This is a genomic window from Oscillatoria sp. FACHB-1407, from assembly GCF_014697545.1.
In the GTDB taxonomy this organism is placed as follows: domain Bacteria; phylum Cyanobacteriota; class Cyanobacteriia; order Elainellales; family Elainellaceae; genus FACHB-1407.
In genome coordinates this window covers 113,067-126,295 of sequence record NZ_JACJSA010000022.1, presented here as the reverse complement: position 1 = coordinate 126,295, position 13,229 = coordinate 113,067, and the positions used below count along the sequence as shown (strand labels likewise).

Below are 13,229 nucleotides of genomic sequence, written 5' to 3'. Positions count from 1 at the left end.
GTTGTTTTGCAATATATCTCGATCTACAACAAATTCTTAATATAAAAGCCATCTTTACCAAATCTCCATCTTTCCTTCTTAGAGTCCAAATAGTTAACAAGTTAACTACTAAAAATCGTTCGATAGTGCTTTTGAATACGTGATAGTAATTATGACAAGTGAGGTTTTTATGGACAATTGCCCCTGTTGCTCTAACCAAATGCTGCGTCATGTTCGCCATCATCAAGTGTACTGGTTTTGCCGGAGTTGCTGGCAGGAAATGCCTTTGGTGCAGCCTACTACAAGTTTAATTACTAACTCTTTAGCTCAAAATTCTGTTTCCTCTAAATTGATGCGATCGCCCGTTACTGTTTAATTCCTGCAAGTTTAAGATATTGCAGAGTTGATGACTGTTCATAAGATTGGAACACTTTTTGTTTCTTGTTTAATCTGTTAGTAATATGAAAACCATTGATCAAATCTATCACTGTCAAATGCCAGGTCAGGTGTTTGGAGTCTGGCAACTTCAGTGTCATCTCCGGATCTTCTTACCTCATGATGAAGTGCAAACGGTGATAATTACGGACATGGGGTTTGAGATGGGATGGTTTATCCCCTACCTTGTTGAGAAGCTAGCCAATCAAATTGTTAGAGAATTTTGTCTTGATCCTGCCAAGCTCGTTTGGATTGAGCATTACACTCTAGGCTTCAATAAACCAACCTGTGCTGATTTTAGCCAGGTGACATTTGAATGGCATAACGGACAAGCCACAAACCCCCAGTGGACTACGATTGCCCCCGAAACAGTAACCGCTCTGATCAGTGAGGAACTATTGTCTGCTTAACCCTCGTCCTCTAGAGCGATTTGCTATTAACTTACAGTGCTGAGTCAAGCTTTACGGGCAATGGTTAGACATAGGATATGGTGAATTGCTCAAAACGCAGCTTGCCGATTGTTGCAATTGATCGAGTATCATCCTCAATCAACAAGTTTCACTGAAATACATTCTAAAGATTTTAACAGTGATACCAATTTTAGATTATCTTCTCATCCCTCACGATTTCTTTACAACTGATCCTGAAACTATGGAATCAGGAGCCGAGCTACTCTTTTTCCGTAACCTTGTAGACAAAGAGATTATGTCTAAGCCCTTCACCCTCAGATCCCACTTGGCTCTCGAAAGGTAGAAATCGCATTTGTCCTAATGTTCTTGTCTACCAGGGAAGCAACGGGGAAAAACCGGTTTGGATGCTAAAAAAAATTGATTACATGCGCACTGTTTCTATCGGAGATAGGAGGAATGAATCAATGAACACCAGCCACACAACTTACCCAGATTATTCTTTTGTCTCATTTCTTCAACACCTAATCACTGCTCTAGGACGCTTGCAGATTTAAGAATTTAGCCCTATCGGAGAGAGTCTCCATGTCTATGGTTTGGTAGACCAGCGCACACTCTCCACCAGTTGTTCTATTGCAACAATGCTGGGCTATACTGCCGATGCCATTCATGAGATGAGTGCTGTTGGGCTAGACAATCTCATTCACCCTGATGGCCTGAACTTAGTTTCCGATCATTACCAACGCTTTGCTACCCTGCGCTCTAATGACGTGATGATGACCAACTATCGTATGAAGCGAGCCGATGGAGCATGGTGTTGGCTGCATTCCCAAGAAACCCCGTTGCTAGCAGCGATCGACGGGTTTCCACTTCAAATATTGGGAAGTGTGCGACTGTTGCCTCATCTTTTGGCATGCTCGCCGGAAGATTGAGTGAAACGGTATTTTCAAACAACTTCAACGAATCTCAAAAATCCTCCATCAAGCAGGAGCAGCAACATCTGTTAATGTGAAACCGTTTGAAACAGTGACTCAACCGACAAACACATTCAAATTTTCGACTTTTATCTTTGGAAAGCAATGTTTTTATGATCAATTACCCTTATTGTTCTAATCAAATACTGTGTCATATTCGAGAGGATTAAAGACAATTTTTCTGTTGCTACTATTGAACAGAAATGCCTGATTTAGTTATTAAGACAAGCATTTTAAGACAAAGACCTTTAGCAGGTGAAGACAAAGACTTAAGCTTTGAGAAATCTAATCACGTTGGAAAACGCTTTTGTATCACCTAAAACTGCACATCGGGAAGTTATGAAAACTATTCTTGTTATTGATAACAATGAAACGTTTCGCGTTATCCTGGCTGATTGGTTAAGAACCGAGGGATTTTATCCGATCACAGCAGAGAATGGTTTTGAGGGCATTCAACTTGCTCGCTCTCATTGCCCTGACTTAGTTCTTTGCGATGTTAATATGCCTGAAATGAATGGGGTTGAAGTACTAAAGCAATTGCGAAATGATCGAAATACATTGCGTATTCCCTTCTTCTTCCTGACTTCAGATAGAAGCTTAAATCTAAGTCTCATCCAACAGCTAGGTGCTACTGGAATTATCAAGAAAGATGCAGAAATTGATAAGCTACGCCAAGCCTTAGTGCAGTGTCAAAACTAAAAACTAGGGTTGGTAAGTTTCTCTAAATTAGCGAATTCCTTGACGGTAACGATTGTTACCGATAAACTCTCGATATTCAATGTGTATTGGGATTGCTAAACACGGAGCATTACCATACTACTCCTACATTTCATCTGATGAGTTGCTAGGAACAGTGGATACAATTACAGCACGTTGAAACAGAACGGCAAGTGCCCACGTTGATCCTGGAAACGTTACTGCCCAAAGTGCTGCGACCCATATTAATGGGTGAAAATACATTTGTAGCGCAATAAAGGGAAGTAACAATCCATTCGCGAGCAAGAATAATCGCACGACTTGATACAGTCCGCCGCCTATAAACACCTGTGCAGCAAATAAGGTAGCCACACTCATAAAGCTGTAGCCGAGAATATCGACAGCATACAAAAACGAATCAAAGGGTACAAATAAAAATACCTCAATGCCTTCAACCTGCCCGTGTGCAATACGAGGCGTAATGAGGGTAAGCTGAACAAAATAGACAAGGCTGGTCAGAGTTGCATAAATTGTGGCGAATGCAACAGCTGTGTGACTCCAGATTCTTCTGTCAGGCAGCGCAAGTTGGTGGATGCTCACAACAAGAAGGAGAAATGAAGAACCAAGAAAGAATGACGGTGTTAGCAGTATCACCAGACCTAGTGTCGTACTACTGCTTGCAGGACCTCCTTGAGATCCTAAGAGTCCTAACCATTCAGCAACTTGCCCTATAACGTACATGAAGCTGAATACTGTAGCAAGTATTGCGGACCAGAATCCAAGGCTTTTGGTAGAGGGTGGAATTTGGACAACAATAATTTCTTTACTGGAATCTGTCATAACTGCTCTTTCCTAAAAGAGATTTCCAATGATTTCGTTTATCGTTCCGCCTCACTCCCCATTGATGATCTTTTACACCTAGCGAAACCCTTGATATGGTTCACACTTTCAGCAGTATGCCAATTATGGGCAAGGTACTAAATAGGAATTCTCAATTGTTCCTGTGGTTTTATGCTGTCTTAACCTAAAATCTAGTGTTCTAACCAATCAAACATTTGATTCATCTGAGGTAAAGTGACTAACTCATACTGCTAAAGAATCATGATCAACAAGGTGAGTAGTTTGCTCAGGTTACCGTACAGCAAGCTGGAGACTAAAAGTCGGAATGGCAAGATTATTTTGCAAAGATTGCATGAATCGGGACAATTCTTTGGATTCCATCGTTGCTCTTCCAAATTCCTGCCTTGAGAGTAGGAGACAAATTTGAGGAACTTGTGAGCCTCTAGTGAATTCAGCTTTGATTAGTCACCAAGGCAACTGCACCTTGTATTTTGCCCCTCCGAGGTGCTTCTAGTACAGCAAAAAATAAGTTTTGAAAGGGGTGAAGGGGTTCCACCCCTTCTTGGGGCGAAGCCCCCAAACCCCCTACATTGCAGAACTTTGTGTTCGCAACACTAGTGCTTTGTTGGCAGCGGTTAGAGAAAATGCCTCTACCTGAGTTTCGATTGGGATTTGGGGAGCTAATGAGAGAAACTCTTCACCATCCCGACGGGTAAGATTCGCAATCAGTTGCAACACTCGCTCTCCCCACAACAACTCATCGGGCAAGGATGGAATATCGCTCATATGGAGGCCTGCACAAACTACCCTTCGCCCCTGCCGGAAACAACGTACCCGCAGGGGCAAAACTGGTTGCTGCATCTGGCAGTTTAGACGAAGCCCATGAACGTTTGCACCGTGATCGACAAACTTTTTGATCGTGCTGAGTGTTGCTCAAATGTGCCAGCAGCACATAGAGCAAAAATGCGTCGATGACCAGAAAAATGGTTGAAATAATTCGAGCTTGAGTCCGCAGTTGAATAATTTCATCGGACAGAAATCGATTAGAAATTTGATTTTGCCGCTCATACCTTTCCCAATGCGCCGTAGGGTTCATTGCTCATAGTAAGTTGTTTGAGACAGCTTCAAGAATTCATATGCCGTCTTCATTTTAACGAAGCTGGCAGTAACACAGGCGATGATGAGAGCGATCGCCCATTGACTCAGGAGAAGAGGATATAGGGACTGCCCTAGGGCACTCTCTACCATGCAACTCTTGACTCATCAATTTTGGGATTGATTGTAAAGAAAGTGTGGGAAATAAAAAATAATCTAAAGTTGGCAATGAAATTCTTAGTTTTATTTCTTTTGCCAATAAATTTTATTAAAATTGCTTCAACATTGAAATACGTTCGTAATTTAATGAGAGATACCTCAAGTTGAGTTCCAACAAAATAGGGTGTTCTTCATTTGTTAAACCGTTATTCATAATCGTTACAAGAACGTGTATACGAAACTTATGCAGTCATAGTTGGGAAGCAGTATAGAAGAGCTTTTATTTGAACTTCATTAAGTTCTGTGTTCTTAAATTAAACCTACAAACCTGACGAATTATTTCAATTTCGGTATAGGTCGCCCCGGAGACCATTATGAAGATTTTAGTTGTAGAAGATGATCAAACTGTGGCTCAAACATTGCAGTTTTTGATGTCTACTTATAACTATGCCGTAGATATTGCAGTTGATGGCGAAGAAGGGCTGCAAATGACAGATGCCTTTGAATACGACCTCATCCTGCTCGATGTGATTTTGCCTAAATTGGATGGGGTTGGCCTCTGTCAACACTTGAGAGCTAGAGGATTTCAAAGCCCTATCTTGCTACTGACTGGGCAAGGAGACGGGCACCAAAAAGCGATCGCCCTTAATGCCGGAGCAGATGATTATGTTGTCAAGCCATTTGATGCCGAAGAATTGGTAGCCCGTGTGCAGGCACTGTTAAGACGTGGAGGAATGAGCAACCAGCCTGTCTTAACGTGGGGATATTTGTCGGTTGATCCCAGTAGCCGAAAAGTGCTCTATGGCACGCATCTACTATCAGTTACTCCTAAAGAATATGCCATTCTAGAATTATTGCTACGGCAACCTCAAAAGACATTTAGTGCACAAGCCATTTTGGATCACGCCTGGAGTTCTATCGAATCTCCTGGTGAAGAAGCCGTCCGAGTACACATTAAGGAGTTAAGACACAAACTCACCACGGCAGGTGCGCCCAAAGATTTTATTAAAACTCATCACCGCGTGGGTTATCAGTTGAATCCACTGTATTCGTCTTCTCTAGTTCCACAAATAGTTGACCAACTGACAACTTCACAGTTAGCTGAAATTCATGCAGTGAATGAGAAGTTGCGACTTGCCTTAGAAGAATTGCGAGTCATTGAGGAGACATTAAGACAACAAAACGACCAGTTGGAGCAAGCTCAGCAAAACCTGACATTGGAGTGTCAGCGATATCGAGATTTGTTTGAATTTGCTCCAGAAGCCTATCTTGTAACGGACATAAACGGGATCATTCAAGAAGCCAATCAAGCTGCCTCTAATTTTTTTTGTGTTAAACGTCCCTATTTGATTGGTAAATCTTTAAGTATTTTTATTACAGAGGACAATCACCACAATTTTCACCAGCAGTTAGTGGACTTTAACATTGTTCAAAATTGGGAAGTTAACATTCAGCCCACACAGGGAGAACCTTTTCCTGTTTTGGCGACGATCACCAGTATCAAAAACTTGCAAGATAAAACGGTTGAGCTACGCTGGTTACTGCGAAAGATTAGCCCACGTCGAGAAAAAGAGCAGCAGTTGCAATTGCTCTGTGAGCAGTTAGAAGCAAAAGTGACGGAGCAAGCGGCAGAACTGACGGATGCCGGTCAACATTTGCAGCAACAGCAGAATCAATGGCAAGCCCTATTTGATCACACCTCAGATGCGATCGTCATTGCAGACGATGAGGGGTGTTATGTCGATGCTAACCCTGCTGCCTGTCGGTTGTTTGGCATCTCCAAAGAAGAATTTCTGCGTTCTAAGGTGACTGATTTTACAGCTCCACCGTTGGATCAAACTAAATTTTGGCAACGCTTTCTCCAACAGGGGCAGATGATTGGAGACTGTAGTCTGCATCGTCCTGATGGCAGTGTACGAACGATAGAACTGGCGGCGATCGCCCATTTTATGCCTGGTCGTCACTTGGCGATTGTGCGAGATGTCAGCGATCGCATCGAAACAGAGTTAGCCCTGCGAGAGAGTGAAGAACGGCATCGCCTCTTATCCGAAATTAGCCCTGTGGGTATTTTTCGTAGTGATCTGAAGGGGCAATGTATCTATGCCAATGCCAAAGTTTTAGAAATTACAGGGCTATCTCTAGAGCAAAGCTTAGGCGACGGGTGGGGGCAATATTTGCATCCAGATGATCGGGCTTGGGTCTATGCAACCTGGTCTAACTTTATAGAGCAAACCCAACTGGGGCATCCCGTTGACTATCGGGTCGAACACCGCTACCTGTATCCAGATGGTTCAGTGAAATGGGTATTGGCTCAAGCTGTCCCTGAATATAACTCCAAAGGAACGTTGTTGGGGTTTATCGGCTCAGTCATCGACATTACTGAGCGCAAACAAGTGGAAATTGAACTGCGTCAACGTGAAGCCTTTCTGAGCAGCATTTATGATGGGGCAGCTCAGGGAGTGTTTGTGATTGAGGTTACTGAAGCCAATGACTTTCGATACGGTGACTTTAATCATCTAGCAGAACAATTTGCAGGCAATACGACACAAGCTCTTCGCGGTAAAACCCCTGAAGAGGTTTTTGGCGCAACAATCGGAGCAAATTTTCGGCAAAATTATAAACAGTGTTTACAAAAAGGTCAGAGTATCTCCTATGAGGAATATGTCGCCTTTTCAGATCGCACGATTCGGACATTAACTACCCTCTCTCCGATTCAAGACGAAACAGGGAGAATTTTTCGAATTGTCGGGACAGCCATCGATATTAGCGATCGTACACAGACGGAGCTTGCCCTCCAGCAGCAAATGAAGCAGGAATATTTGCTGGCAGATATTGCCCAGGAGATTCGGCAGTCGCTTAATTTAGAGAAAGTCTTATCCAGCACTGTTCATCGGGTTAGGGAGTTTCTCAAAACCGATCGGGTCATTATTTTCCGCTTTCATTCTGGCTGGCAGGGAGATGTGATTACAGAGTCGGTCGATGCAGAATGGACATCAATTTTGTCTACTACGATTTCTGATCCTTGTTTTAGCGATCGCTATATTGAACCCTATCGACAGGGGCGAATTGCCTCCATTGCTGACATTGATACAGAAGATTTCCAACCCTGCTATGTTGAGCTACTCAAATCATTTCAGGTCAAAGCCAATTTAGTTGTCCCTATTCTTCAAGGCGAAACGCTTTGGGGCTTGTTGATTGCTCATCACTGCGCGACTCCACGTCAGTGGCAACCTGTCGAAATATCTCTGTTGCGGCGATTGGCAACCCAAGTGGGTATTGCGATCCAACAGTCTGAATTGTATGAACAAACGCGGCGCGAGTTGGCAGAGCGCGAACGAATGCAGATTGTTTTGGAGGAAAGTGAAGAACGATTTCGTACCCTGAGTGCAGCCGCACCCATTGGAATTTTTCAAACCAATGCGGATGGAATATGCCTCTATGCAAACAATCAATGGCAGCAAATGTCAGGATTGAGTTTTGAAGATTCTCTCGGCAATGGTTGGCTTCAAGCCATTCATCCAGAAGACCGAGAAGCTGTTTCTGAAGCATGGAAAGCGTATTTGCAAGGCCATCAGGACGAAGACTCCACTGAATTTCGATTGTTGACCCCTCAACACGAGGTTCGTTGGGTTTCAGCCCGAATGGCCGCTATGAAATCAACCACAAAAGACATCACAGGCTATGTTGTTACATACGCAGACATCACAAAGCGTAAGTTAGCTGAGCAAAAAGTTCGAGAACAAGCGGCTCTCTTAGATATTGCGTCAGATGCTATTTTTGTGTGCGATCTGAGTCATCAAATTTACTATTGGAATCAAGGAGCCGAGCAATTATACGGTTGGAAAAAAACTGAAGCGATCGGGCAAATTGCTTATGAGTTATTGACCAGTGACATCGTCCAGTTGCCAAATATCATGAGCGTTTTACTCGATCAAGGTGAATGGCGAGGTGAGGTTAGTAATGTTAGTAAAACAGGCAAGCAAGTCACTGTCGCGGCTCGTTGGACGTTAGTACGAGACGAAATTGGCTACCCTAAATTCATTCTTGTAGTCGATACAGACATCACCGAAAGAAAGCAACTCGAAGCTCAGTTTTATCGTGCTCAGCGGTTAGAGAGCCTGGGTACACTTGCCAGTGGCATTGCCCACGATTTAAACAATGCCCTCACACCCATCTTAACGATCGCCCAACTGTTGTGTTGGAAACAAGACGGTCTAGTGGCGCGATCGCACGAGATGCTGCAAATTTTAGAAGAGAGTGCCAAGCGGGGTGCAGAAATGGTCAACCAAATTTTGACCTTTGCCCGTGGCAGGGAGGGAAAAAGAGTATCGCTACACGTTGCACCTCTCTTACATGAGATGAGCAAAGTCCTCCAGCAAACGTTTCCAAAGTCGATCCAAATCCAAACGAATATTTCCAATCAATCACTGTGGTTAGTGTCGGCTGACCCAACCTATTTACATCAGATCTTGATGAACTTATGCGTCAATGCTCGTGATGCAATGCCTCAAGGTGGAATTCTCACCCTCTCGGCCCAAAACTATTATGTTGACCAACTATTTGCTCAAATGCATTTGAATGCTCACGTGGGTAACTATGTTGTCTTAAGTATTGCGGATACGGGGACTGGAATTCCGCTGGAAGTGCGCGATCGCATTTTTGAGCCGTTTTTTACCACTAAAGAATTGGGACAAGGAACAGGTTTAGGACTGTCTACTGTGTTGGGGATTGTCAAAAATTATGGAGGCTTTTTAGAAGTTGAGAGTGAAGTGGGTCAAGGTAGCCAATTTAAAGTTTACTTGCCTGCTACAGAAGAGTTGGTGCCTGATATCCCTTTAGAAGAAGAACTGTTAGAAGGCAACGGTGAACGAGTGCTCATCGTCGATGATGACCTGGCTATCAGACAAACCAATCAATCCCTGCTAGAAAGTCACTACTACACTACTTTTGTCGCTAACGATGGGGTTGATGCGATCGCGCTTTATGCGAAGCACCAAACTGAAATCGACGTTATCTTGATGGATGTCATGATGCCCAATATGGACGGCATCGTAGCCATCCGCACGCTGCGGAGAATGAATCCAGAGGTCAAAATTCTTGCGATTAGTGGACTATCTTCTAATCGGGAGGCTGTTTTTGCCGCTGGTGCAAATGTTTTTTTGTCGAAACCGTATGACTTAAGTGATCTGCTAAGACGTTTACGCACCCTGATTAGCCCATAACACTTGACAGACTTGAAACAGTGAAATCTGATGTTGCTGATGAGTCTAGAAAAAGAGGAGGAACTGTGCCATCCTCCTCTCTACAAGGGTTAATAAAACCTGACACGTTGTGATCTGACTGGTGAATACTAGAAATCGAGCGATCAGCACTGTTAGTGAACACTGTTAGTGAGCGCAATGAGGTTAACTCTCATCTCTAATCATAGGAAAAACTTCTAAGGATTTTGTGAAGGGATGCTCAGTGATATGGCAATCTCAATTTGGGTTGTGTCAACTAAAGCGTGTCTATTACTCGTGCGCTATTTAAGAACATTTGTTGGGTTGTAAAATTCTCTCCTGATAGGTACAAATAAACACTGCATCCTCACAACTTCTTTAAGCTCTTGAGCTATTGTAATATCCAGAGAAATGTCAAACCATAAATCTAAATGAGAGCAAGGCATCAGCCTAATGAGTCTTGTTCGATCGTTCCAAACTGATAACCATAATGAATCAAGTTCTCTAAACCATCCAGTTACTTTGGAACATCCTATTCACTCCAGAAATCTTATTTTCGAAATCTTCTCACAACTCCTTAGTGCATCTGAGCATTCGCCTTACAGTGAATTAGTGTGATTAACTTCTTTAGAAACAGGAGATAACTCATATGGCATTACTACAACGCAGTTCTCTAGAAAACTTAAGCCACTGGGAACCATTTCGAGAAATTGAAAGTTTGCAACGAGAAATGAATCGTTTGTTTGATCGACTTCTACCAGATGGAAACGGAGAGGGGCGATCGCCTGCTTTTATCCCTGCGGCAGAAATCGAAGAAGCAAACGACGCTATCCATCTCAAACTAGAAGCTCCTGGAATGGAGGCAAAAGATTTAGAGGTTGAAGTGACAGAAACATTAGTTTCAATCAAAGGTGAACGGAAGTCAGAATCCAAAACAGAAGGCAAAGGCGTGATGCGTACTGAATTTCACTACGGCAAATTTGAGCGCAGAATTTCATTGCCAGCGCATGTTCAACCTGACAAAGTTCAAGCTGAGTTTAAGAATGGTATGTTGAGCTTGACGCTACCTAAAGCTGAGTCAGAACAGCGCAAAACAGTCAAGGTTAAGCTTGACTAAGAACCGCGTTGGCGTCTCTCTCAGCTTTAACAGGTCGCAACTGATGTCATTGGTGTGAGGATTAAGATGTGGGCAACCTTGACCCATGTCTTGGGATGAGTGGGGGAGAAGGTAGATAAAGGGGGATGTCTGCTTTCTCTCCCTACCAAGTCTCGAACTTATTTGATTCCTATTACTTAGATTTCTTTTCTGGCGGGGTGGCATAGATTTCGATTGTGAGTTCTTCGGTAAACCCATTAATAAACGAAGGCCAATCAGGATTACCAATCTGCAAGACCGAGCCGATGCTATAGATGGTTTTAGGACGCAATCCGATTGATGTTGGTGGGGGAAGGGTCAGCGTAAGTGGGTATGTCAGGACATTGGGATTTGCTTTGACTTCAACTTTTCCAAGAACAATGCCAGGATCGGGACTGAGCGGTTTTGCATAAAACTCAACCTGAATAGAAGGTGCAAGGGGTACAAAGGCGATCGCTCCTGGCCCCGAAAACTCGACTGTAACCTTGAGTGAAAAAGGCTGATTGCTTTGTAAGATAGTGTTAGGAAAGACTGAATTGGCATCTGTTGTAAAGACTGTCAAATTTGAAAGACAACAGGCAATCGGAACAACGTTAATCTGGGAACCACTCATGCAGGTATAGGGCAAAAATTGTCAAGAGAATTTTTACATGCTTTAGCATACAAACTTATAACGCATATTGATCTGTTGAGTGTGCAAAACTGATGCAACCCTGGCTAGCAGTTTGCTTAGTACAACTCGTCATAAATAGGAGTGGGAATTTGGGGTGCAGGGGTGGAACCCCTGGCTGGGGCGCAGCCCCCACACCCCCTTGTTTTATTTCCGAACCCTATCTGTGAATAGCAGTGCTTAGGAATGGAAATTAAACAGCATCGACGCTGTTTTGTGGAGATGAACGACCGTTCGCCCCCACCAGGGAATTAATATCCGATCTGATTTAATCCCCCCAAGTGGGAACATCACTACCTCCCCACTTGGGGGTTGGGGGAGTTTCCCCAAATGCCTGGTTTTAGAACTTATTGACCTACAGGACTGAGTGTTCTTGTAAAAGCCGATGAGTCTCTCGGCTGTGCATCCATTGAAAAGCAACAATATTGAGTAGGATTCCAATTAGAAACAATATGATCATCAAGGCAATTTGATACCAGGCGATCGGTTGCACTAATAGATCAGCAACGATATGAAAAAAGTTTAGAAGAGAGTAGACAACAGTGACTCCGAAATGCAGCCTGCGGTAGGGTTTTGAGTGAGTGAAGAGTGCTGTAATTATCAGCCCCATTGGAATGACAAAAAAACCTAGCATGAGCCATAATACCCAGGCAATATCTGTCGTTTCATGGGCTTCGGAAGTCGCAACACTCAGGTTATGAAATAACGGCATTAAACCCAATTGAGTGTGAAACAGTATTCCTAACAGAAATACTGCCCACAGCGTAATTATTTTCTCTCGATAACTGGCCACCATGGTTAATTCTGCCCTCACTGCTGCTCTAGATATTCTTAGCGGTCATGCCTTGAACACCCTACAATCATTCCTCAAACTTCTCTGGACTAGTTCACCAATCCAGCCCGTAAAGCAATAACGGCTGCTTGTGTGCGATCGTGAACATTGAATTTGCTGAGAATATTACGAACATGCGTCTTGATCGTCCCAACGCTTAAATACAGTTTTTGGGCGATCGCCGCATTTGTATATCCATCCACAATTAACCGTAAAACATCGAGTTCACGCTTGGTTAACGGGTGATCTTGTAAAATGCTCCAATAATCTGAGTTAAGCGCAAGAATGCTAACCATTGTTGGAGCAGAAGGCTTTGATAGTTGGTCAAGAAAAACTAGACCTTGAGGGTGAGTAGGGAAAATAGCAATATTATTATTTGATTTTTCAGGTGATAAAAACTGTACACAGTTCATGTTAATCTCCTGTAATTAAAACGTTGTAGTAAATTTTCGTAGTAAATCTTTTTCTTTAAGTTTGGTTATTGCTTCTGATTGATAGAAGTGTTTTTAAGTTAACTATAGCGGTTCTAAATGATTTGTGAGATAAGCGAATTGTGAGAGGAATCATTCATTTTGTTTAGACTTCTACAGCTTAGAGACAAAAACTAAAGAAGTTGTGAGGCTGATTGCCTGACAAATCTGTTGAGTCCTGTTGAGTGCCCTATCCTAAGTGTCATTGGACAGGCACAAATTCGATAGTTCTAATTGACGCTCAGGTTTTTGATGTCCTTCACACAATCCTTATAGTTCTTCTCTATGTTCTAAAGGTAGAACCTGACGAGTTTAGTG

At 43.0% G+C, this 13,229-nt stretch carries 12 protein-coding genes and 1 pseudogene; 5 read left to right on the top strand and 8 right to left on the bottom strand.

Annotation, left to right across the window (positions count from 1 at the left end):
- The first annotated feature begins 440 nt into the window (after positions 1-440).
- The 3 genes from H6G89_RS27545 to H6G89_RS27535 all read left to right on the top strand — a co-directional run bounded on the left by H6G89_RS27545 (position 441) and on the right by H6G89_RS27535 (position 2,494).
- A complete protein-coding gene (locus H6G89_RS27545) occupies positions 441-824 on the top strand; it encodes a hypothetical protein (protein WP_190512665.1) in 384 nt (127 codons plus the stop codon).
- A 593-nt stretch (positions 825-1,417) separates the two neighbouring features.
- Positions 1,418-1,753, top strand: a complete 336-nt coding sequence (locus tag H6G89_RS27540) for a PAS domain-containing protein (protein WP_339384551.1) — start codon at positions 1,418-1,420, stop codon at positions 1,751-1,753.
- A 381-nt stretch (positions 1,754-2,134) separates the two neighbouring features.
- Positions 2,135-2,494: a response regulator gene (locus H6G89_RS27535; protein ID WP_190512661.1), complete on the top strand. Its 360-nt coding sequence runs from the start codon at positions 2,135-2,137 to the stop codon at positions 2,492-2,494.
- A gap of 123 nt (positions 2,495-2,617) precedes the next feature.
- Here the strand turns inward: H6G89_RS27535 and H6G89_RS27530 are convergent, their stop codons facing one another.
- The 5 genes and pseudogenes from H6G89_RS27530 to H6G89_RS27520 form a co-directional block, all read right to left on the bottom strand.
- Positions 2,618-3,331 carry a hypothetical protein gene (locus tag H6G89_RS27530; protein WP_190512660.1) on the bottom strand — a complete coding sequence of 238 codons (714 nt, stop codon included), beginning with the start codon at positions 3,329-3,331 and terminating at the stop codon, positions 2,618-2,620.
- A gap of 191 nt (positions 3,332-3,522) precedes the next feature.
- Positions 3,523-3,582, bottom strand: a pseudogene (locus H6G89_RS36490) (DUF2949 domain-containing protein); the annotation flags it as partial.
- 334 nt (positions 3,583-3,916) lie between these two features.
- Positions 3,917-4,117, bottom strand: a complete 201-nt coding sequence (locus tag H6G89_RS27525) for a hypothetical protein (protein WP_206758112.1) — start codon at positions 4,115-4,117, stop codon at positions 3,917-3,919.
- Positions 4,089-4,427 carry a hypothetical protein gene (locus H6G89_RS34775; protein WP_206758111.1) on the bottom strand — a complete coding sequence of 113 codons (339 nt, stop codon included), beginning with the start codon at positions 4,425-4,427 and terminating at the stop codon, positions 4,089-4,091. The genes H6G89_RS27525 and H6G89_RS34775 overlap by 29 nt, the downstream gene beginning before the upstream one ends.
- Entirely contained in the window at positions 4,424-4,579 is a 156-nt protein-coding gene (locus tag H6G89_RS27520; RefSeq protein WP_190512659.1) for a hypothetical protein, read from the bottom strand. Before H6G89_RS27520 ends, H6G89_RS34775 begins: the two co-directional genes overlap by 4 nt.
- Positions 4,580-4,959: 380 nt before the next feature.
- On the opposite strand from H6G89_RS27520, the gene H6G89_RS27515 reads away from it, so the two are divergent.
- Positions 4,960-9,807, top strand: a complete 4,848-nt coding sequence (locus tag H6G89_RS27515; protein WP_190512658.1) for a PAS domain S-box protein — start codon at positions 4,960-4,962, stop codon at positions 9,805-9,807.
- 646 nt (positions 9,808-10,453) lie between these two features.
- Positions 10,454-10,921 (top strand): Hsp20/alpha crystallin family protein, encoded by a 468-nt coding sequence (locus H6G89_RS27510; protein WP_190512657.1) that lies wholly within the window; start codon positions 10,454-10,456, stop codon positions 10,919-10,921.
- 172 nt (positions 10,922-11,093) lie between these two features.
- Here the strand turns inward: H6G89_RS27510 and H6G89_RS27505 are convergent, their stop codons facing one another.
- The 3 genes from H6G89_RS27505 to H6G89_RS35275 form a co-directional block, all read right to left on the bottom strand.
- Positions 11,094-11,552 carry a hypothetical protein gene (locus H6G89_RS27505; RefSeq protein ID WP_190512656.1) on the bottom strand — a complete coding sequence of 153 codons (459 nt, stop codon included), beginning with the start codon at positions 11,550-11,552 and terminating at the stop codon, positions 11,094-11,096.
- A 412-nt stretch (positions 11,553-11,964) separates the two neighbouring features.
- Positions 11,965-12,405, bottom strand: coding sequence for a hypothetical protein (locus tag H6G89_RS27500; protein ID WP_190512655.1), 441 nt, complete (start codon positions 12,403-12,405; stop codon positions 11,965-11,967).
- Between the two features lie 86 nt (positions 12,406-12,491).
- Positions 12,492-12,737 (bottom strand): response regulator transcription factor, encoded by a 246-nt coding sequence (locus tag H6G89_RS35275; protein WP_441339453.1) that lies wholly within the window; start codon positions 12,735-12,737, stop codon positions 12,492-12,494.
- Between the last annotated feature and the right edge of the window lie 492 nt (positions 12,738-13,229).